The following is a 21,624-nucleotide window of genomic DNA, read 5'->3' as shown; positions in this document are numbered from 1 at the left end:
GGAAAAGACATGAACATAAATCAGGCAAAAGAAGAAGTTAAGAACGCAGTGAGGGTGTATCTTCAGAAGGACGAGGCGGGGCAGTATGAGATTCCTGTTGAGAGGCAGAGACCTATCCTTCTTATGGGACCTCCCGGAATCGGTAAGACAGCCATCATGGAACAGATAGCCCATGAACTCTCTGTAAATCTTGTGGCGTACACAATAACTCATCACACGAGGCAGAGTGCCATTGGTCTTCCGATGATATCTGAGAAGGAGTTCGGAGGAAAGGTTTATTCTGTAACCGAGTACACCATGAGTGAGATAATCGGTGCTGTATACGAGCAGATTGAAAAGAGCGGAGTGCAGGAAGGTATTCTTTTCCTGGATGAGATAAACTGTGTGTCTGAGACGCTGGCGCCCACTATGCTGCAGTTTTTACAGTATAAGACTTTCGGAAGTCACAAGCTCCCTGATGGATTTGTTATTGTAACGGCAGGAAATCCTCCTCAGTACAACAAGTCTGTAAGGGATTTTGATATCGTTACTCTGGACCGTGTCAGACAGATAAACATCGAAGAGGACTTTGATGCCTGGAAGGACTACGCTTACAAGGCTTCTGTTCACGGCGCTATCATGGCTTATCTGGAGATCAAAAAAGACAACTTCTATAGTATAAAGACTGATGTCGAAGGCAGGAGCTTTGTGACGGCACGAGGCTGGGAGGATCTTTCAAGAGTCATGAAGGTCAGGGAAAAACTTGGTATTCCCATCGATGAGAACCTGACAGCACAGTATCTGCAGAACAAAGAGATTGCAAGAGATTTTGCTACTTATTATGAGTTGTATCAGCGCTACAATGAGCTCTACAAGATCCCGGATATTCTGGAAGGCAGATTCCCTGAGGATAAAGAGAGCATCAGGAAAGGCTCTTTTGACGAAAAACTCAGTATTATCGGACTTCTTACAGACAGGCTGATGGAGGAGTTCAGAAACTACAGCCAGCAGCAGGCTATTCAGAAGTTGTTGTTCGAAACGATCAAGGAATTCGGCACATTCTCTGAGGATGAGGAGTCCAAAAAAGCTAATGCTGCCAGATGGTTTAAGGACCGCATAGGAGTCATGGAGCTTAGACTCGAAAATGACAAAGAGGCGAAAATGGTGAGCCGCGAGGATGAAAAGATAAGAAGCATGGCTGTTATGGCGCTTGAGGACTGCGTATCATACCTCACATCCAACATGGGTCCTACGCCTGAGGTGACGAGCGCCTTTGTGCTTGCCAAGAACTGGTTCACCAAGAGGGAAAATGTAAGACAGGAAAATATCAAAAAGACAGGAGAGCATCTGTCCAACAGCTTTAAGTTCCTGGAGGAGACCTTCGGGGATAAGGAGTCTCTCACGGGAAGCCAGGAGATGGTCATCTTCCTCACAGAGCTTTCAAGTGCATATCACAGTCTTAAGTTTGTAAAAGAGACGGGGAACGATGCGTACTATGAATATAATAAGCTCCTTCTTTTATCGGACAGAAAATCAGAGCTTAAGGAAATAGCTGAGAGCCTCATTTTTGAGTAAACCATTAAAAATTTAATGATAAACATTAAAAAATAGTTGACAAAGGATAAAAGTAATTGTATTATCTATTTAACGATAAACATTAAATTATAAATGTTTTTTGTTAAACCCGGGATTGAAGTTCTGACAATACAACATGAATTTATTTGACATTAGGAGGAAACATCATGAACAAAGATAATACAATCAGCAAGATTAACAAAATCGGAAAAGCAGGAAGGGTCCTCAGCAAGATAGCGATGATTGCCATTGAAATAGGATGTGTGGCAACAATTGTCAGCGGAATAATCTTCCTTACAATACCAAAAGAAGATTTTATGATGAAGATGGGCAATGAGGCTACTCTGACAGTAAATACCAGATCCAAGATGCTCGGCGGTTTGACCGGAGATGCAACAAGTGATCTTCCGCAGGGCAGTATAGATATCAACGGAACAGATTATTCTTTTACCGATGTTGCCATTAATGAGAGCGATGCGATAGCTACTTATCAGCTCAATGGCAAAGATGCAGTCATAACACCCGGCAGAATAGCAGCTGTGTGCTTTGTGGGAGCAGCATATTTGGCGATATACGCAGTTTTGTTCTTCTATGTAAAAAAACTCTGCAAGTCCCTGGAAGTTTGCAATTCACCTTTTGAAGAGGAAATCATAAAAGGCATTCAGAACTGCGCGTGGGTACTGATCCCCTGGTGTGTACTCGGAGGCTTGCTTGAGGGTATTCTGACTACAGCGTTTACAAGCAACATAAGGACCGGATTTAACATAAGTATCCCAACTGCAGTTGTAATCCTGCTTCTCTTCGGACTTGCATATGTTTTCAAGTACGGTGCTGTTCTTCAGACAGAATCTGACGAGACACTTTAAGGAGGCGCTTATGGGTAAAATAGTTTTAAGACTGGACCGTGTTATGGCCGATCGCAAGATGAGCCTTAACGAGCTCTCTGAAAAGGTCGGTGTCAGCAACGTAAACCTCTCCAAGATCAAAACCGGCAAGATAAGCGCTGTGCGCTTTTCGACTCTGGAGGCCATATGCGAGGCTCTGGACTGTCAGCCGGGAGATATCCTTGAATATGATAAAAATGAATAGAGAAAATAAAAAGGCAGCAGGGAATCATAACGTTCCCTGCTGTCTGTTTTAATTATCTGAATTATTACCTGCTGCTGCTTCTGTACTGAACAGGAGTCATTCCGTATTTTTTCTTAAAGAGTCTGTTAAAGTGCTCGACGTTCTGATAACCTGCTGCCTCAGCAACCTTCTCAACCTTCATGTTGCCGTTCCGAAGGAGCGTGCTGGCTTTGTTGAGCCTGATCCTCTTTACATTCTCGCCGAAGGTCATACCTGATTTCTCCTTGATGTACTTGGAGAGATAAGGCTTGGAGAGATAGAACTGGCTTGAAAGGTCGTCAAGTGTTACGGTCAGGTAATTCTCCTGAATGTAATTGATGATGGAATTGATCCTCTCATCTTTGCTGTTCTTAATGCTCTTAACAGCGTCAATCTGGTTGACGGCGATTACAAGAGCTCCGATTGATGATTTGATGATATCTTCATCTATTCCAACACCCCAGAACTTCTGGCCGTTGTATGTGATTCCCACATATGAGCAGGCCTTTGAAGATGATCCTCTTGAGAGGGCGTGCTCTTCGTAGGTTGAAAGCTCGTAGCTGATATTGAAGTACTGCTTGATCGCATTACTTACCGCATCAAGACGTCCGTTACCGTTGGCTTCAACAACGTGATCCTTGTCTGCGTGAGAGATTGTAACTTCAGCCAGGATACCGTCTATCTGTTTAAAGTGTACTTCAGGGATTCTGAATACATTGTCATTGTGTACGTATTTATCTTCAAAGATCTGATAGATCCTTGCAGGTGAAAGCTCAGCATGCTCTCTGTCTGAGATATCCTTGATGGTGTAGCTGACATCTGCCTGCATCTCCTTGGGAACCATCATGCCGTAGTTGGTCTTGAGGATGTAGCTTACGCCGCCCTTACCGGACTGGCTGTTGATCCTGATAACATCGCCGTCGTATTCTCTTCCGAGATCCTTGGGATCGACAGGAAGATAAGGTACGGACCAGATGCCTTTATCCTTCTTCTGGTCATGCCAGGAGAAGCCCTTTGAAATGGCATCCTGATGTGAACCTGAGAAAGCTGTAAACACAAGCTGTCCTGCGTATGGCTGTCTCTCGTAGATGCGCATTCTTGTAAGTCTTTCGTAGGTCTCGCCGACTTCCATGATATGTGAGAAATCAAGTCCCGGATCTACGCCGTGGGAGTACATGTTGATGGCAAGAGTAACAATATCAACGTTACCGGTCCTCTCGCCGTTTCCAAAGAGTGTACCCTCGATTCTGTCTGCACCTGCAAGGCATCCGAGCTCTGCATCGCTGACTCCCGATCCTCTGTCATTGTGAGGGTGGAGTGAGAGAGTAACAGCATCGCGGTACTTGAGGTTCTTGCTGATGTACTCAACCTGTGTTGCAAACACGTGAGGCATAGCAATCTCAACGGTTGTAGGGATGTTGATGATAACTTTATTCTTCTTGGTCGGTTTCCATACATCAAGAACTGCGTTGCAGACTTCAACTGCGTAGTCAACTTCTGTTCCCGGGAAGCTCTCGGGTGAATATTCAAAAGAGAAATTACCGTTGGTCTCTTTTGCAAGCTTATCAAGGAGCTTGGCTCCGTCTACGGCAATCTTCTTGACTTCTTCCTTGCTCTTTTTGAATACCTGCTCACGCTGAGCGACCGATGTAGAATTATAGAGGTGGATGATAGCCTTTGGAGCGCCCTTGACGGCTTCAAAGGTTCTTTTTATGATATGCTCTCTTGCCTGAGTAAGAACCTGGACTGTTACGTCATCGGGAATCATATTCTTCTCGATAAGAGTTCTTGCGAATTCAAACTCAGTCTCTGAAGCTGCCGGGAAGCCTATCTCGATCTCTTTGAAACCGAGGTTAACCAGCATTGTAAAGAACTCAAGCTTCTCATCGAGACTCATGGGCTCTATAAGGGCCTGGTTGCCATCACGAAGATCAACGCTGCACCAGATTGGCGGATGATCTACATAGTCCTTCTTGACCCAGTCATATGTGGGCTTGGGCGGCATAAAATACTGACGCTGGTACTTCTCAACATTCTTCATAACTGTGCTCCTCTTTCTGTCATTCATTTGCTAAATCTTGATTTATTTTCATCTGCCACATTAAATATATCGTGTAATTTTTGATATATATTACAGCAGATGTATAAAATTTAATCAATTTAGCTGATGGATATTATCATAGCACAATTATGCACAATTACATCATGGTGAAATTAATCACTTTTCTTGATATATTTTAACAAAATGAGTCAAAGTGAAACGTCCCCAGTGTCTCATTTTGAGACAACGGGGACGTTTCACTTTGACTCATTCATCTTTATGAACTATTACTACAGTTCCTATGTCGATCATATTGAACAGCTCCTCTGCCTTGTCATGAGGCAGGTTTACGCATCCGTGGGAGCCGTTGGTCTTGTAGATCTCTCCGCCGAATTTCCTGCGCCAGGTGGCATCGTGCAGTCCGCAGCCGCCTCTGGTAAAGGGCATCCAGTAATCAACCCAGTTGTGCCAGGTGGGGCCTGTGAGATAGGTTCCTGCCACGTGGCCAAATACCGCGTAAACTCCGGTGGGAGTGCTCCTTCTCTTACTGACATCGCCTGATACGCAATCGCTTTCCCACACCGGATTTCCGTCCAGAACATAGACTACGTGCTGGGTTGTGAGATTGATATCTATATATGTGTTCAGAGGGGTTCCTGCCGCTTCTTCCGCAGCGTTCTGATATCTGCCCTCACCGATTCCAAAAGTAAGATAGTGATTTATAAGTGCCTGCTGGCTTGTGCCGACAGCTGCTGCAACATCCGGATATCTTTCGGCATAGTAGACGGGATCAAATCCGCTTGCAAAAGCCTGAACCGGGAAAAGAATGACTGTAATAAATGCAATCATACAGCTTAAAGCCAGACTTAGAAGTCTTTTCATCATTTTTGCGCTCCCTGTATTTGAGTAGTAAGACAGTGAATCAAATATTCATTTAAAAATAATCGATACACCGCAACAAAATTATATCGCAATATTTCTAAAAAATGTATTAATATTGACTGTTTGAGCCTCTTTTGACATCTGCGCCTCAATGGAAATTATGTACGAAATTTGGTATAATACAAGTCTACCGGTTGTTGCACAGACGATTAAGAGGTGATCGTTTTGGATATAATAAGGAAACAGGAAACAAGGTCCGGGTTGGAGAAGACTATAACAATGCTAGCCCTGGTCATAGTATGCATTTTTATCAACAGCGGAGGCGCGTGGATATGTAATCGCCTGGGGCTTCCACTGTATCTTGATCTTATAGGTACTATGATAGCGTCCATGCTGGGCGGATATATTCCGGGAATACTGGTGGGGCTTGCAGGACCTCTTTTAACAACTGTAACCTCTGACCCCATGGCTATTTCATATGGCGCACTGAATGTCTCTGTTGCTGTTGTTACAACATTCTTCCACAATCGTGATTGGACTAAAAAGCTTGCCGGAGTCATTTCCATGATCATCATCGATGCTTTTATCGGTGGTGTGGGCGGAGCTCTCATTACCTGGTATCTGTACGGCTTTGGAGCTGAGGATACTTCTTCTTCGCTTGTCAGGTCTATCCATGCTCTTGGTATTTTTTCTGCTTTTACGTCAGAACTCATAGCGGATTTTCTTATTGATGTGGTTGATAAGATTATCAGTGTCTCTTTTGCCCTGATAGTCATACAGATACTGCCTGCCAAATTTAAGGGGCGCTTCCATGTACATGCCTGGAAGCAGGCTCCGCTCACATCGGAGATCGTAAGGGAATTCCACAAAAAGAAGAGCAGGACCATGTCCCTGAGACTAAAGCTGGTGTCCCTCCTTACCGTTGCGTCGTTTCTAATCGGAGCTTCGGCCATGCTCATAAGCTATTACATCTACTATAACAGCATGGTTGACAGAGAGACTGAGCTTGCAGAGGGCATCGCCCAAAGAGCTGCCGCCTGCGTTGACGGCAACCGGATAGATGAGTTCATCGAAAAGGGCGAGGCAGCAGAGGGCTATAATGACACCTATAAAGAGCTTGAGGAGATACTTAATACTTCAGACTCCATAGTGGAGTATGTCTATGTATATAAGATCATGGAAGACGGATGCCATGTCGTTTTTGATGTGGATACGGAAGATGTTCCCGGCGGAGAGCCCGGAGATATAGTGGGCTTTAAGGAAACAATCGGTGAGTACAGATCGGGCCTTTCTGAGGCTGAAGAGATGGAGCCCATAGTGGTTAACGATAAGTTCGGATGGGTTCTTACGGTGTTCGAGCCTGTCATGGATTCGTCGGGAAAAGTCAGAGCACATGCGGGCGTTGACATATCCATGCATCAGATAATGATGCAGGCAAGAAGCTTCAGGGTGAGGATGATTTCGCTGTTCTTTGGAGTCTTTGCACTTATTCTTGCCGTGAGTCTTTTCTTTGTTGAGTATCAGATGATCCTCCCTCTGAACACCATGGCCTATACGGCATCTATTTTTACCCAGGACAGGGAAGAATCGCTTCATGATACCGTAGAGCTCTTTAACAAGATAGATATCGAGACCGGTGATGAGACTGAAAATCTGTATCTCGCATTTTCCGAGATGACGGAAGATAACCTGAATTATCTTGATGACATAAAGCGCAAGAACGAGACCATAAATGATATGCAAAATGCTCTTATTCTGGTGCTTGCAGACATGGTGGAGAGCAGAGATCAGAATACCGGAGAGCATGTTAAAAAGACTGCGCTCTACACCAGGATCATAATGGAAGAGTTGAGAAAAGAGGGAATTTACTGTGATAAGATTACTGACAAGTTCATGTCGGATGTATTTAAATCAGCGCCTTTACATGATATCGGCAAGATCAAGGTGTCAGACAGAATATTAAATAAACCTTCGAGACTGGACGATGAAGAGTATAAGAAGATGAAGAATCACACAATAGCCGGAGCAGAGATCATAGATCAGGTTATTGAGAAGGTTCCCGAATCGGATTATCTGAATGAAGCAAGAAATCTTGCTCTTTATCACCATGAGAGATGGGACGGCAAAGGTTATCCTATGGGACTGTCCGGAGAGAACATTCCGCTGTCCGCAAGGATCATGGCTGTGGCGGATGTCTTTGATGCACTGGCATCTGACAGATGTTACAAAAAAGCATTTTCAATTGAGGAGTCCATGGATATAATATTGGAGGGCTCCGGAACACACTTTGATCCAAATGTCGCCAGGGCGTTTGCCAATGCGGCGGACAAGGTGAGAGAAGTGGTAGAGAGCACCAAAGCAATTAAGAGGAGTATTTATGACTAAGAATTATGATGTAGTAATTATCGGCGCAGGTCCCGGAGGAATTTTCTGTGCCTACGAACTTATGGAGAAAAGACCTGATCTTAAGGTTCTCATTGTTGAGAAGGGCCGTTCAATAGAGAAAAGAAATTGCCCCAAGCGCGTGACCAAGACCTGTGCAGGTTGTAAGCCATGTTCCATCACCACGGGCTTTGCAGGTGCGGGAGCTTTTTCCGACGGTAAGCTTTCTCTTTCGCCGGACGTTGGAGGAAATCTACCTGAGATCCTTGGATATGACAAAGCCACTGAACTCATTCACGAGTCTGACGAAATATACCTTAAGTTTGGCGCAGACAAGAACGTATACGGAATAGATAAAGAGCTGGAACTTCGCGAGATCAGAAGAAAAGCCATCGGAGCAAACCTCAAGCTCGTAGAGTGCCCCATAAGGCACCTCGGTACCGAGGAGGGCTACAAGATCTACTCAAGGCTCCAGGAACACATTCTTTCAAAGGGTGTGGATATTGAGTTTAACACCATGGTGACGGACATTGTGGTTGAGGACGGAAGAGCCACAGCTGTAACCACCGATAAGGGTGATACATTTACGGCAAAAGAGATTGTCAGCGCTGTTGGACGTGAAGGCGCCGACTGGTTTAAAGACAAATGCGAAGAGATCGGGATTGAGACCAAGCCCGGTACCGTTGACGTGGGCGTAAGAGTCGAGGTCAGAGATGAGGTTATGCAGTTCCTCAACGAGAATCTCTATGAAGCCAAGCTCATCTATCACACACCTACCTTTGATGACAAGGTAAGGACTTTTTGTACCAATCCTTCCGGAGAGGTTGCAACCGAGTACTACGAGGGCGGACTGGCTGTCGTTAACGGTCACGCCTACAAGGGAAAAGAGTTCAAGACCAGCAACACTAACTTTGCTCTTTTGGTGTCCAAGAACTTCACCAAGCCTTTCAAGACACCTATTGAATACGGTAAAAAGATAGCGGAGCTTTCAAACATGCTCTGCGGCGGCAAGATCCTGGTTCAGACCTACGGAGATTTTAAGAGAGGCAGAAGAACCACAGAGGAGAGACTGTGCAGGAACAACCTGATCCCGACACTTAAAGACGCTGTTCCCGGAGATCTTTCACTGGTATTCCCTCACAGGATCATGGTTGATCTGGATGAGATGATCCAGGCTCTGGACAAGGTTACGCCCGGTATTGCATCTGAGGAGACGCTGCTTTACGGAGTAGAGGTCAAGTTTTATTCGAACAAGGTTATCGTAAACAAAGACTTCGAGACCAGTATCAAGGGGCTCAGAGCCATAGGAGACGGAGCCGGAGTCACAAGAGGACTTCAGCAGGCAAGCGCCAACGGATTGTCGGTTGCGCGCAGCATCATAAAGGATCTTGAATCATGAGAAGACTGATACCTGTACTGACACTTTGCTTAATGCTCATGATGACCGGATGCTCCGCGGCGCTGCCTTTTAACAAGGTTGTCTTTACAACCGGCTTTGAAAAGGATGAGGTCTTCAGGATCGAGGATTCCACCTGTACTCTATCGGAAGCAATGGTTTACCTTGTCGGCACTCAGGGCGGATATGAGAAGACCTTCGGAAAAGACATCTGGAATGCCGATACGGACTCGGGGACGGTTGAACAGAGATTAAAAGATTCGGTCCTTGCCAAGATAGCACAGATAAAGGTGATGAATCTCCTGGCTCGTGAAAACGGCATTGAACTCGATCAGTCTGAAGAACAGCAGGTTCTTGAGGCAGCACAGGAGTACTACGATACGCTTACGGATGCGGACATAGCTGCTATGAACGGCGTGACTGTTCAGGATATGGAAGGGATCATAAGAGAGCAGGCGATTGCCGATAAGCTCTATGATTACATCATAAGGGATATAAATCCCGAGATATCCGACGATGAAGCCAGGACCATTACGGTTGAGCAGATATTTATAAAGACATATTCGCTCGATGGCGAGGGCAACAAGGTTCCTTTCAGTGACGACGAGAAGGATGCTGCATACAGAAGATGCAGGGAGATTTTCAAAAACCTCTTGAACGGTGGCAGTTTTGAGGAACTTATGGCCCAGTACAATGAAGCGGATGAAGGCACAATCTCTTTTGGTAAGGGCGAAAAGGATGCTGAGTTTGAGACGGCGGCCTTTAATCTTGGAACAGAGCAGACCAGCGAGATCATAGAGACACAGGACGGTTATGCGATATTAAAGTGCATCAGCACCTTCAACAGGGAGGAGACCGAGGCCAACAAGGTCAAGATAGTTGCCCAGAGAAAGAGAGAAGTCTTCGGGGCACAGTACGATGCGTTCGTCGCAACACTGACCAAGCAGCTCAACCAGAAGCTCTGGGACAGTGTGGAACTGGTTGATGATGAAAATGTGACCACCACCGGTTTTATGGAAGTCTATGAACAATATTTCCACTCTTAAGCATTTTTTTGACCTTTTTATGACATTATGAACAACGGTTTAGCACTTGTGTAAAAACAAGTGCTTTTCTTTTTGTGCAAAGCGCATAAAAAATGATAATAAAGAATGAACTTTCTGTTAAAGAAGTAAAAAATGTGCTAAGAGAGGTAAAAGAAATCCATTCTATCTGAAAACTTGATTGGATATATTGTAATTGTATTAAGTTTTACATCTGCAGTGGGGAAAAGAGTATGAAGAAAATCAAAATATATTCCACGTTAATTTCAATTATTTTTATTATGAGCCTTCTTGGCGGATGCGGAAGTAAAACAGAGAAATGGGCTTACAACCATGAGCCGCTTGTTGCTGTAATTGCTCTCTCGGATAACGGTAAGGCTACTTATAAGGGGAATGAGTATACTTACACCAAGGATGACACTTACATCACTCTTAAGAATGAGAATGGAGAGCAGAGCATCAGGTATGAGATGGACGGAGACAATATGACCCTGTATGAAGAGTCAACCTATACCCGCGTCGGTACGGGTGAGGGAGTTGTTGGGACCTGGACACAGTCAAACGGCTGGTCTTATGTGTTTACTGAGAACGGCGAGTTCAGTGAGGAGGGTATTTTCTACGGACATTACACGGTAGAGGAAGAAAACTCCAGAATTAAGCTCATGTATGACGACCCGATCGAGGATGCGTATCTGTATTACACTCTCGACGGCGACAAACTTACGGTTGCTTACCCATGGCCTATGGTCAGGGTTCAATAAAATAATAATATATTTCAACAAAGGAGAGGTGTGTTATGAAAATGAAGCGAATTGTTTCAACCTTGTTGGCGGGAGTTATGGCTATGTCTCTCGTCGCATGTACCGGATCTTCAGCACCTGCTGATACCGGAGCAGCTGAGCAGCCTGCAGCTGAACAGCCTGCAGCAGAGCCTGCAGCTGAACCCGCAGCAGAACCAGCTGCAGTAGAGAGTACAGACTCATCAGAGCCTATTTCTCTTACAATGTGGTGTATCGCAACTGAGAGTGATTCAAACCGTCATTCTTATGAGGCAGCTATAGCTGATATGCAGGCTAAGTATCCTGATATCAACTTTACATGGGAAGCTTTTGAGAACCAGTCTTACAAGACCAAGATCAAAGCTGCTGTATCTGCTAACGAGATGCCTGATATCTTCTTTACATGGTCATGTGCATTCCTTGGTGACTTCGTAGAAGCAGGCAAGGTTTACTGCCTTGATGATGCTTATGAGAACTACAAGAGTGAGCTTCCTGAGGTTATGCTTGGCAACTCAACATACGACGGCAAGCACTACGGTGTGCCGCTTACAATGAACATCGTTGGTCTGTTTGCTAACATGGATCTGCTTAAGCAGGTTGGCTATGATGAGATCCCCGGAACATATGAAGATTTCATCGCATGCTGCGACAAGCTTAAAGCTGCAGGAATCATTCCTTTCGGATGTGCAGGAAAAGAGACATGGTGTGTAACAGAGTATCTTGAGTCAGTTATCGAGAAGAGCGCAGGCGCAGATACACTTAACGACATTTTCCTTGGAAAGAGCACATGGAACAACCAGGACGTTGCAGATGCTGTTGATACATTCCAGTCACTTGTAACAAACGGTTACTTCGATCCTTCAGGAATCGGTCTTACAAACGACGAAGTTAAGAACAACTTCATGGCCGGCAAGTACGCATTCTACATGAACGGAACATGGAACTGCGCAGACTTCGCAGCAAACGAAGAGTTCAAGACAAAGGTTAAAGTTGGTGAGTTCCCTGTAATCAATGCTGACAAGTCAAAGCTTGGACAGCTCATCGGTGGACCTTCAGATACACTTGCAGTAGCAGCTTCTTCACCTAACGCTGAGAGAGCAGCTGATTATGCTTTCGAGCTTGGTAAGTACATCTGCCACTACGGATATCTTGATGGATGCGGACTTCCTGCATGGACACCTTACGGTGACACAAGCTCAGTTAACGAGCTTACACAGACTGTAGCACAGATCGTTGCAGGCGCAGATTCAATGGTTCTCTTCGGAGATACAGCTATGAGTGCTGATTCTGCAAATACATATCTTTCATATGTAGATCAGGTTTACGGATGCCTTCTTGATGGAACACAGTTCATCGAGGGCCTGGCTAAAGACATTCAGTAAGAATTAGATTTTTTAGTCCTTCCTGTTTCCCCGGGGGATACGGGAAGGACTATTTTTTGGAAGGTTGTGTATGAATGAAGACTAATAAGATAGATTTTAAAAAGGGGATCACCATCTTTTTGTTCCTTCTTCCGGGACTGGCTCTTTTTGTCAGCATACTTATAGCTCCTATTGCTGTGTCTTTGTACAGAAGTATGTATGACTGGAACGGCTTTTCCGAGGGAACATTCATAGGATTTAACAACTACGTCGAGCTGTTTACAAACGGCTCAATCAAATTTGTTACAGCCCTTAAGAATTCTATGTGGCTGGCATTCTTTTCTGTATTTGTACAGCTTCCGTTTTCTCTTTTCCTGGCACTTCTTCTTGGAAGAAAGCCAAAGAAGGAGAGGGCTTTCCTTTCAATTTTCTTTATGCCCGTGCTTATTTCGACGGTAGTTATCGGTCAGTTATGGCTCAAGATCTACAATCCTGACTACGGTCTTTTGAACAGATTCCTTGATGCCGTAAGACTCGGAAACTTAAAGCATGTATGGGTAGGAGATGTTAAGACAGCTCTTGGAAGTATCATTGTGCCTACAATCTGGCAGTACATCGGTTATCATATGCTGCTTATGTATGCGGGTGTAAAGGGTGTTTCAATGGATCTTCGTGAGGCAGCAATGCTTGACGGAGCAACACCATGGCAGGTTGACAGATATGTTGTCATCCCGATCATCAAGCCTATTATCAGAGTAAGCGTTATCTTTGCGGTAACAGGATCTCTTAAGGCTTACGACTTTGTTCGCATACTTACTGAAGGCGGTCCTTTCCAGTCTACAGAGGTTCCGAGTACTCTTCTTGAGAACATGCTGTTCCTCAGAAACAGATATGGAATGGGAAGCACAATATCCGTTATGCTTATCTTCCTGTGCTTTGCCTTTGCGTTACTTATAACTGCAGCATTTAGGGAAAGGGATGTATGATTATGGAAAACTCTAAAGCCCTGACGGTCAAGGAAACAAATCCCGCCGTCAAAGTGTTAATGTATATATTCCTGGTGTTCTGGGCAGTGGTCAATCTCTTCCCTATCTACTTCATGTTCACGTTTTCACTGAAGTCCAATGAGGAGATCTTCGGCCAGAATATCATAGGTCTTCCCAGAGAGTGGCTGTTTAAAAACTATGTATCAGCCATGAACACAGGAAACATGGGACTTTACTTTGTAAACTCCCTTATAGTCACGATTTCGGCTATCGCAATATCAATGATGGCTGCCATGATGGCAACCTACGCCATCACAAGAATCAGCTGGAAGCTTAATAAGCTGACCAACGCATTCTTTATGCTTGGACTTACTATTCCTATACAGGCATCAATCGTACCTGTTTACGTAGTTTTATCCAAGCTTCACTGGCTCAATAAGTACTCAACACTTATCGTGCCATACTCAGCATTTGCGCTGTCAATGTCCATACTTATCTGTACGGGCTTTATGGTAGAAATACCGAGTGCGCTTGACGAAGCAGCAAGAATTGACGGCTGCGGACTTGCCGGAACCTTCTTCAAGATTATCCTCCCGCTTATGAAGCCGGCAGTTTCAACAGTTGGTGTTTATTCTTATCTGCAGTGCTGGAACGAGTTCATGTTTGCCAACGTTTTCATTTCAGATTCCGTTCACAGAACTCTTCCTGTTGGTATCAAGGCACTTTCCGGACAGTACACGACAGAATGGGGACCTATCGGTGCGGCCCTGTGTATTGCGACATTCCCGACATTGATCTTCTACCTGTTCCTCAGCGGCAAGATTCAGGAGAGCTTTATCGCAGGAGCAGTTAAGGGGTGAAAACCTCCGGGAAAAATGTTATTCTTTTATTTATGAAAACAAACACTTCAAACAAAAAGACGATTTCTCTTTCATTAAGATTACAGAGATTGATTTTCAGTATTGTCTTTGTAGTAACTGTTACATTCCTGATATCCGTGTACCTTATCACTGCCAAAGAGAGAAGGGACTATGAGATCAGGGAGTCAGAGAGGGTTCTCAGGACTCTCTCCAATAACATTGCTTCAGACATAGACAGCTATCGTGAAATCTCGAGACTGATAATGACAGAGGATCGTCTTGTTTCTTTTTTAAGAGCAGATGTAAATCAGGTGGATATCAGTATGATAAATGATGCAAGATACGGCATCATGGATATCCTTAATGTAACCGAAGGTGTTGATACGGTCATGGTCTTCAGAGAGGACATGATCATGCTGTCCACCAACAGATTTACATATGTATATGACTATGATCTTATGCAGAAGGACTCGTGGCGAGGTTACATCTACGATGCCAAGGGTGCTGCTGTTGTCTCTTTAAATTCCAACGGAGTTGCGCATAAGCTTGGAAATAAGCCCATGGTTACCATCGGAAGGGCCATCTATGATATCGATACCCAGCAGAGAAGCGGACTGATGCTTATGAACATCAGCGCCAGGGTATTTGAGAAAATGCTGGGAGATCTGAGGTACAATGATATCTGTATCATGGGTACCGATGGCTCTTTTATCGCGGGTAACAGGAAACTTGCGCCCTATTATGAGAGCTCTTTTGTCTCAACGGGCATAACACATAAGGATATAACAATAGAGGGCGAACGCAGTCTTTTATCCGGCTGCAGAGTTGCCAATATGCCAATTGTTATCTTGAAGACCTCCTCCTATGGCAACGAGGGAGTACCTTTTACTGCGATCAACGTAATGATCTTTATGCTGATAATCTTCATTATCCTTGCGTTCTACACAGGCTCTTTTATCAGTAAAAACGTAACGGATCCGGTGTTCGAGCTCTCTTCGGCCATGGATAAGAACAGGTCATCGGGAGATCTCAAGAAGATTGATGTAAAGGTAAACAGCAGTGAGTTTGAGATGCTTGAGGGCGATTACAACAACATGATCGACCATGTTAACGAACTGATCGACAGACTTATGGAGAAGGAAAAGACCCTTCAGAGAGCTGAGATGCGCGTGCTTCAGGAACAGATCAAGCCGCACTTTCTGTACAATTCCATCGAGACCATCGGTTTTATGGCGCTGGATGCAGGCGCTGATAAGGTCCATGATGCTCTGGAGACCATGGGAAGCTTTTACCGTAACTTCCTGAGCAAGGGAGGAAGAGAGATCCCGCTCTCAAGGGAGATCAGTATAGTTAAGGACTACCTGTCCCTGCAAAAACTCAGATATGGGGATATAATAGAGGATGAATATGACATTCCGCCTGAAGCGGAGTACTTTATTGTGCCCAAGCTGATCCTTCAGCCACTGGTGGAAAACAGTATCTATCACGGCATAAGGCTTAAGGGCGAGAAGGGTATGATCAGTATTTCGGCGTATGTCGATGAAATCGAAGGAGAGGAATACCCTGAGAGAGAACTCCACATTGTGGTCAAGGATACCGGTATCGGAATGGATCAGGACAAGATCGACAAGATCCTCTCAGCAGATGAGAAGGACAGACCGCAGGAAGCTGATGAGAGCTTCGGACTTTGGGGAACCATTCAGAGGATCAGGATGTACACCGGCAAAAAGGACTGCGTCAAGATTGAGAGTGAACAGGGTGAGTACACTCAGATAGAGATAACTATTGGAGCAAAATAATGAACAGAGCAATAAGGGTAATGATAATAGATGATGAAGAATCCGCAAGGAAGCTGATGCGTGCTGCAATTGACTGGGACAGCCTCGGAATGGAGGTTGTGGGTGAAGCTGCAAGCGGTATCGAAGCTATCAATATCATTGATGATCTTCGTCCGGATATAGCTTTTGTGGATATTTCCATGCCCTTCATGGACGGCATTGAGTTTACAGAGGTTGCAACAAGCAGATATCCCAATCTGATAATTATCATCATGACTGCCATTGATAAATTTGAATACGCCAGAAAGTGCGTAAGTCTTCCGGTTTTTGACTATATGTTAAAGCCTATGGTAAGGGCAGAAATCACTCCGGTTCTGGAGCGCGCAGCGGAGAGGCTTAAAAAGGAAAAAGACTACTGGGAAGATCAGAAGGAGAGCGAAGAGGCACATTCCGAAGAGAGTGATACCGATCTGATTACCAGATATCTGGAGGAGAATTTTACGGACAAGGAACTCAACCTTGCGTTTATAGCCCAGCACTTTGGCTTTTCGGCAAGCTATTTGTCCAGGAAGTTCAAGCAGGATACGGGGAAAAAATTCGTTGAATACCTCACGGATCTCAGAATGAAAAAGGCCATGGAAATTGCCAAGGGCAATGTTAAGATGTATCAGGCGGCAGCAGAAGTCGGAATACCCGATCCCAATTATTTCAGCAGGTGTTTCAAGAAATATACGGGAATGAGCTACTCTGATTATGTGGCTGAACATACCAAATAAATATGAAAACACATTTGTTAGCACTCGCCATTGGTGAGTGCTAAATTTTTATTGACTTTTGGTTGTCGGGGTCTTAAACTATTCTCTGTACGGCGATAGATGTACATATTTTGCCTTGATGGGCGAATGCAATATATAGAAAAGGGAGTGAGAATTATGGCTTCAAAAAAAGGTAACTTATCAATCAACAGCGAGAACATGTTTCCGATCATCAAGAAATGGCTCTATTCAGACCACGATATCTTTTACAGAGAAGTGATCTCAAATGCCTGCGATGCCATCACCAAGATCAAGAAGATGGACATGATGGGCGAGTACCAGCTTTCCGATGAGTTCAAGCCTCGCGTGGATATTATATTAAATGACAAAGACAAGACCATCAAGATCACTGATAACGGTATCGGTATGACAGCTGAGGAGGTTGAGGAGTACATCAACCAGGTGGCTTTCTCAGGTGCTACAGACTTCCTTAACAAGTACAAGGACAAGGCCAATGCAGATCAGATCATCGGTCACTTCGGACTTGGATTCTATTCTACATTCATGGTTTCAGATTCAGTAGATATTGATACTCTTTCATATAAGGGAGGTACACCGGTACACTGGACATGTGACGGCGGATCAGACTTCGAGATGGAAGACGGCACCAAGGCAGAGGTTGGAACAACAGTAACACTTCATCTCTCTGAGGACTGCCTTGAGTTCTGCAACGAATACAAGGCTAGAGAAGTAATCCAGAAATACTGCTCATTCATGCCTTATGAGATCTATCTTTCAAAAGAGAATGAAGAAGGAACAGAGACTATCAAAGCTTCAGAGAAGCTAGATTCAGATACTGTTATAGAAGAGGTTCATCCTGAGAAGAAGGAAGGCGAGACAGAGGAGCCTGAACTTCAGTACAAGATAAAGAGAAGACCTGAGCTTTTAAATGATATCCATCCTCTTTGGGCCAAGACTCCCAAGGACTGTACAGATGAGGAGTACAAGGAATTCTACAGAAAGGTCTTCAGAGATTATAAGGAGCCGCTTTTCTGGATCCACCTCAATATGGACTATCCTTTCAACTTAAAGGGTATCCTTTACTTCCCTAAGATCAACATGGAGTTTGAATCCATCGAGGGAACAATCAAGCTTTACAACAATCAGGTATTCATTGCTGATAACATCAAGGAAGTAATCCCTGAGTACCTTATGCTTCTTAAGGGCGTTATCGATTGTCCTGATCTTCCTCTTAATGTATCAAGATCAGCCCTTCAGAACGACGGTTTTGTTAAGAAGATTTCCGAGTATATCTCCAAGAAGGTTGCGGAGAAGCTCGCCGGTCTTTGCAAGACTGACAAAGAGAACTATGACAAGTACTGGGACGACATCAGTCCATTCATCAAATATGGCTGTCTTCGTGATGACAAGTTCTGTGAGAAGATGACAGATTACATCCTCTTTAAGAACCTTGACGGCAAGTACCTTACAACACCTGAGGCTCTTCAGATCAATAAAGAGGCTGAGGAAGAAGCTAAGAAGGCTGAGGCCGTGGATGAGAACGGCGAGAAGGTAGAGGCTGAGGTAGTAGACGAGGGCAAGAAACCTGAAACAGCAGATGCTGATAAGAAGGAAGAAGAGGACAAAGAGCCCCGTACCATCTACTACGTAACAGACGAGCAGCAGCAGAGCCAGTACATCAACATGTTCAAGGCTCAGAAGATGGAAGCTTTCGTAATGAAGCACAACATCGATGTTCCTTTCATGGAGCAGCTTGAGCGCAAGAACGAGGGCATCCGCTTTAAGAGAATCGATGCTGATCTTACAGATACCTTCAAGTCAAGAACAAGCAAGAAGGCAGCAGCTGAGCTCGAAGAGAAGGAAAAAGAGCTCGCTGAGAAGATCAAAAAGGCTCTTAAGAACGACAAGCTCACTGTTAAGCTTGAGAAGCTCAAGGACAAGAAGGTTTCATCAATGCTTACCGTCTCCGAGGAGTCACGTCGTATGGCTGAGATGATGAAGATGTATGCCATGAACGGAATGGGAATGGGAGATTTTGGAGCAGAGGGACAGACTCTTATCCTCAATGCCAACCATCCTCTTGTTCAGTATGTGATGGAGCATGAAGACAGTGATAATACCAAGACTATCTGCGAACAGCTCTATGACCTGGCACGCATCCAGAACGCACCTCTTGAGGGCGATGCAATGACAAAGTTTGTTCAGAGAAGTAATGAGATCATGATGATCCTTGCAAAATAATTTTAGTTAGTTTAGGGAAACGCTCTCTAAAGCGTTTCCCTATTTTTAGATTGGAAATTTATGTGGAATTATATTAAAGGACTGTTAAGAATAGGAATACCATTTGACGTGGGGATAATAGGCTTTATGACTCTTTTTGCAGATGTCATGGCACTATCTTCTGCCATAAGCTTCTTTACAAATCCAAAGACAATGTTAGAGGCTGCTATATTGTTTCTGGTGATGTGTCCTGTTGCTGTGTTATTTTCATACGCTTTCTTTATGGGGTTCAAGGACTCTTTATCCCCTGTTCCATACTGGGGCAAACATTTTGGCAAAGATAACATTTTTAAGCTCCTTGCGGAGGATAAGTTTTCTCCTTATGTAACCAGAGATGGCTATGTATGCCACGACCTCAAGGTCAGCGAAAGCGGCAGATGGATGAAGATTGCGGGACGTTACTATCCAATCCCTCTCGTTAAGGGCCTTAATGTGCGGGAAGACCACCTGGAGCTGATAAACGGTGATTCTATTGAAATTCGCGGAATGAAGTCAAGGGCAACACTGCTGAAGGAAGGACTTAAGGAGATGTTTCCTCCTACCATGTCTCTTGCTGCTACTTTGAGCTATGACGATATTCCAAGCAATGCAGCGGAAGCTTTTAGGAGAGTATGGAAAAAGGATTATAAAGAGCTGGCTCAGGCAGACTGGTTCGAAATCAGATACTTGTGGGAGGAGGAATACTCAAAGCTTCTTGCCAAAAGGGTTCCGGGCAAAAAACGCAAGAAGGCACTTGATGACATCACCGAAGAACATCTGGTTTATAAGCATATGTTTCGCAGAGTTTTGTATGACGATGAAATTGCTGCTGTGGCGAAAGCTGTTAAGAATAATGAAATTGAAAGACCATATGCGTTGTTTGACATCACTAACTATGATGATGAATATTGCGTATGTAATGCAATAAAGGTTCTTGGCGTTGTTGGATATCCGGATAATATGGAGTGGATAGAGTTTTTGTTTAAATGCCTTAAAGATGTTCAGAAGTCATACTGTGATGATGCAGTACTGGTATTAAAAGAAAACTATCCAAGAGAAGTTCTTATTGAGCACATCGATGCTGAAATCTTAAAGGCACATGAAGCAAATGACCTTGTATGGGCAGCAGGCCTTATCAGTCTTGCCAAGGCAATTGACTATGAGATATCTCTGGAAGATAATAAGGCGGATAAAGATAAGGAAAAAGAAGTAAGTGTATGTGGAACTATTTAAAGAGCTATTTTAAGATCGGAGAATTATTTAAAAAAATATTTTGGATAGTTGTTTCGTTTGCAACTGTTGGGGGAGTTTTTTTCTCACTTCCTTTAGGTTTATTTGTTTTGGGACCTGCAGCCGTGGCGGCTATCAAGCATACGGCCAAGAAGTTTACTCAGGATGCGGTTGTACCTTATTGGGGAGAGTGGTTTACCAGAAAAGAGATATTCAGGCTGCTTTCAGGAGAGAAATTTAAGCCTTATGTCACCTCGCATGGGGAAACTGTCAGACAGGTCAAAGTGAGCAGCAGCGGAAGATGGGTATGCATAAAGGACAGATACTATCCGCTCGCTTTAGTAAAAAGGTTTTATTTCAGCGGTGGCGTGAACAAATGCAATGTGTGCATGATCGATGGCACAGATATCGGAATGCAGGAATGGAGCGGAAGTAGTGAGATTAAGGATGCGGTTACTGAGCTCATGGGTACAGTCGCGGATTACCCGAAAGATTTGTGTAAATCTGCATTTAATGCCGCCAAGGCTGATATGCGCGTTAGTTACTATAAACTGGCCACTGCAGACTGGGGCGAATTCAGGTACCTCTGGGAACAAAAATGTCGCGAGCTGGATTTTGGGAAAGGAGGAGAAAAGGTTGGCAAAAAACGCATCAGAAAGCTGACTGATCCTAACAATATAAAGGACTCGCTGTACAACAAGACACTTTCGGAAACAGAATTGGATGCGATATGCAACAGAATAAAATTCGACAAGGATTTGGATGTACGCGCGTTCTCATATTTGAACCGGTATCAAAAGGATATCTATGTGCTCAACGGAGTAAAACTTTGTGAGAAACTGGGATATCCCGAGAATATAAAGGCTGAGGATTTCCTCTTTGACTGCATCAGGGATATCGAGAAGCCTTACTTTGATGATGCTGTCAGAGTTTTGTCGAGATTCCCGAGAGAACATCTTATTTCAGAAATAGAAAGGCACGTGGAAATAGCGCATGAGAAGGGAGACTTTGTCTTTGGCGCAGGTCTTTTGGCTCTTGCCAGATCAATAGATTATGAGATCAGTCTGGAAAGAGAGACTGATGAAAAAGTTACAGATGAAGTCTCTGAGAGTAGCGGAACTTTGGGAGGCTCATCTGAGGCTGTAGCTCAGCAGGGCGGAGTGGCCGTGAAATTTGAATTGTAACGGAAA

Annotated in this window: 17 protein-coding genes; 15 read left to right on the top strand and 2 right to left on the bottom strand. The window is 44.3% G+C overall.

Annotated elements, in window-relative coordinates; all coding sequences use genetic code 11:
* Positions 1–9 precede the first annotated feature (9 nt).
* The 3 genes from G590_RS0103230 (at position 10) to G590_RS0103220 (ending at position 2,643) form a co-directional block, all read left to right on the top strand.
* A complete protein-coding gene (locus tag G590_RS0103230; protein ID WP_022764238.1) occupies positions 10–1,554 on the top strand; it encodes an ATP-binding protein in 1,545 nt (514 codons plus the stop codon).
* Between the two features lie 167 nt (positions 1,555–1,721).
* Positions 1,722–2,420, top strand: a complete 699-nt coding sequence (locus G590_RS0103225; RefSeq protein ID WP_022764237.1) for a DUF2975 domain-containing protein — start codon at positions 1,722–1,724, stop codon at positions 2,418–2,420.
* Positions 2,421–2,430: 10 nt separating this feature from the next.
* Positions 2,431–2,643 carry a helix-turn-helix domain-containing protein gene (locus tag G590_RS0103220; protein ID WP_022764236.1) on the top strand — a complete coding sequence of 71 codons (213 nt, stop codon included), beginning with the start codon at positions 2,431–2,433 and terminating at the stop codon, positions 2,641–2,643.
* A 64-nt stretch (positions 2,644–2,707) separates the two neighbouring features.
* On the opposite strand, the gene G590_RS0103215 is transcribed toward G590_RS0103220, so the two are convergent.
* Together G590_RS0103215 and G590_RS0103210 are read right to left on the bottom strand one after the other, a co-directional pair.
* Positions 2,708–4,702, bottom strand: coding sequence for a 2-isopropylmalate synthase (locus G590_RS0103215; RefSeq protein WP_022764235.1), 1,995 nt, complete (start codon positions 4,700–4,702; stop codon positions 2,708–2,710).
* Between the two features lie 267 nt (positions 4,703–4,969).
* Entirely contained in the window at positions 4,970–5,587 is a 618-nt protein-coding gene (locus G590_RS0103210; protein ID WP_022764234.1) for a L,D-transpeptidase, read from the bottom strand.
* A 222-nt stretch (positions 5,588–5,809) separates the two neighbouring features.
* Between G590_RS0103210 and G590_RS20385 the strand changes: the two genes are divergently transcribed.
* The 12 genes from G590_RS20385 (at position 5,810) to G590_RS0103150 (ending at position 21,618) form a co-directional block, all read left to right on the top strand.
* On the top strand, positions 5,810–7,969 hold the full coding sequence (locus tag G590_RS20385) for an HD-GYP domain-containing protein (RefSeq protein WP_022764233.1): 2,160 nt from the start codon (positions 5,810–5,812) through the stop codon (positions 7,967–7,969).
* A complete protein-coding gene (locus G590_RS0103200) occupies positions 7,962–9,365 on the top strand; it encodes an NAD(P)/FAD-dependent oxidoreductase (protein WP_022764232.1) in 1,404 nt (467 codons plus the stop codon). The genes G590_RS20385 and G590_RS0103200 overlap by 8 nt, the downstream gene beginning before the upstream one ends.
* Complete coding sequence (locus G590_RS0103195) at positions 9,362–10,408, top strand: peptidylprolyl isomerase (RefSeq protein WP_022764231.1); 1,047 nt, start codon at positions 9,362–9,364, stop codon at positions 10,406–10,408. Before G590_RS0103200 ends, G590_RS0103195 begins: the two co-directional genes overlap by 4 nt.
* 230 nt (positions 10,409–10,638) lie before the next feature.
* Positions 10,639–11,166: a hypothetical protein gene (locus G590_RS0103190; protein ID WP_022764230.1), complete on the top strand. Its 528-nt coding sequence runs from the start codon at positions 10,639–10,641 to the stop codon at positions 11,164–11,166.
* 35 nt (positions 11,167–11,201) lie between these two features.
* On the top strand, positions 11,202–12,566 hold the full coding sequence (locus G590_RS0103185) for an ABC transporter substrate-binding protein (protein WP_022764229.1): 1,365 nt from the start codon (positions 11,202–11,204) through the stop codon (positions 12,564–12,566).
* A gap of 74 nt (positions 12,567–12,640) precedes the next feature.
* Positions 12,641–13,531, top strand: coding sequence for a carbohydrate ABC transporter permease (locus tag G590_RS0103180; protein WP_022764228.1), 891 nt, complete (start codon positions 12,641–12,643; stop codon positions 13,529–13,531).
* Positions 13,532–13,533: 2 nt separating this feature from the next.
* Positions 13,534–14,391, top strand: coding sequence for a carbohydrate ABC transporter permease (locus G590_RS0103175; protein ID WP_035762454.1), 858 nt, complete (start codon positions 13,534–13,536; stop codon positions 14,389–14,391).
* Between the two features lie 89 nt (positions 14,392–14,480).
* On the top strand, positions 14,481–16,190 hold the full coding sequence (locus tag G590_RS0103170) for a cache domain-containing sensor histidine kinase (protein WP_196802463.1): 1,710 nt from the start codon (positions 14,481–14,483) through the stop codon (positions 16,188–16,190).
* Positions 16,190–16,945, top strand: coding sequence for a response regulator transcription factor (locus G590_RS0103165; protein ID WP_022764225.1), 756 nt, complete (start codon positions 16,190–16,192; stop codon positions 16,943–16,945). The genes G590_RS0103170 and G590_RS0103165 overlap by 1 nt, the downstream gene beginning before the upstream one ends.
* Positions 16,946–17,101: 156 nt before the next feature.
* Complete coding sequence (gene htpG / locus G590_RS0103160) at positions 17,102–19,186, top strand: molecular chaperone HtpG (RefSeq protein ID WP_022764224.1); 2,085 nt, start codon at positions 17,102–17,104, stop codon at positions 19,184–19,186.
* A gap of 126 nt (positions 19,187–19,312) precedes the next feature.
* Complete coding sequence (locus G590_RS0103155; protein ID WP_022764223.1) at positions 19,313–20,437, top strand: hypothetical protein; 1,125 nt, start codon at positions 19,313–19,315, stop codon at positions 20,435–20,437.
* Positions 20,422–21,618: a hypothetical protein gene (locus tag G590_RS0103150; protein WP_022764222.1), complete on the top strand. Its 1,197-nt coding sequence runs from the start codon at positions 20,422–20,424 to the stop codon at positions 21,616–21,618. The genes G590_RS0103155 and G590_RS0103150 overlap by 16 nt, the downstream gene beginning before the upstream one ends.
* Positions 21,619–21,624: the final 6 nt, after the last annotated feature.

It is taken from the genome of Butyrivibrio sp. XPD2006, from assembly GCF_000420865.1.
GTDB lineage: Bacteria > Bacillota > Clostridia > Lachnospirales > Lachnospiraceae > Butyrivibrio.
This window is presented reverse-complemented; position numbering and strand designations above follow the sequence as displayed.

Bases quoted from the DNA above. Each gene is read 5' to 3' on its own strand.
- G590_RS0103230 (WP_022764238.1), top strand. From the start codon at position 10: ATGAACATAAATCAGGCAAAAGAAGAAGTTAAGAACGCAGTGAGGGTG.
- G590_RS0103225 (WP_022764237.1), top strand. From the start codon at position 1,722: ATGAACAAAGATAATACAATCAGCAAGATTAACAAAATCGGAAAAGCA.
- G590_RS0103220 (WP_022764236.1), top strand. From the start codon at position 2,431: ATGGGTAAAATAGTTTTAAGACTGGACCGTGTTATGGCCGATCGCAAG.
- G590_RS0103215 (WP_022764235.1), bottom strand. From the start codon at position 4,702: ATGAAGAATGTTGAGAAGTACCAGCGTCAGTATTTTATGCCGCCCAAG.
- G590_RS0103210 (WP_022764234.1), bottom strand. From the start codon at position 5,587: ATGATGAAAAGACTTCTAAGTCTGGCTTTAAGCTGTATGATTGCATTT.
- G590_RS0103200 (WP_022764232.1), top strand. From the start codon at position 7,962: ATGACTAAGAATTATGATGTAGTAATTATCGGCGCAGGTCCCGGAGGA.
- G590_RS0103195 (WP_022764231.1), top strand. From the start codon at position 9,362: ATGAGAAGACTGATACCTGTACTGACACTTTGCTTAATGCTCATGATG.
- G590_RS0103190 (WP_022764230.1), top strand. From the start codon at position 10,639: ATGAAGAAAATCAAAATATATTCCACGTTAATTTCAATTATTTTTATT.
- G590_RS0103185 (WP_022764229.1), top strand. From the start codon at position 11,202: ATGAAAATGAAGCGAATTGTTTCAACCTTGTTGGCGGGAGTTATGGCT.
- G590_RS0103180 (WP_022764228.1), top strand. From the start codon at position 12,641: ATGAAGACTAATAAGATAGATTTTAAAAAGGGGATCACCATCTTTTTG.
- G590_RS0103175 (WP_035762454.1), top strand. From the start codon at position 13,534: ATGGAAAACTCTAAAGCCCTGACGGTCAAGGAAACAAATCCCGCCGTC.
- G590_RS0103165 (WP_022764225.1), top strand. From the start codon at position 16,190: ATGAACAGAGCAATAAGGGTAATGATAATAGATGATGAAGAATCCGCA.
- htpG (WP_022764224.1), top strand. From the start codon at position 17,102: ATGGCTTCAAAAAAAGGTAACTTATCAATCAACAGCGAGAACATGTTT.
- G590_RS0103155 (WP_022764223.1), top strand. From the start codon at position 19,313: ATGACTCTTTTTGCAGATGTCATGGCACTATCTTCTGCCATAAGCTTC.
- G590_RS0103150 (WP_022764222.1), top strand. From the start codon at position 20,422: ATGTGGAACTATTTAAAGAGCTATTTTAAGATCGGAGAATTATTTAAA.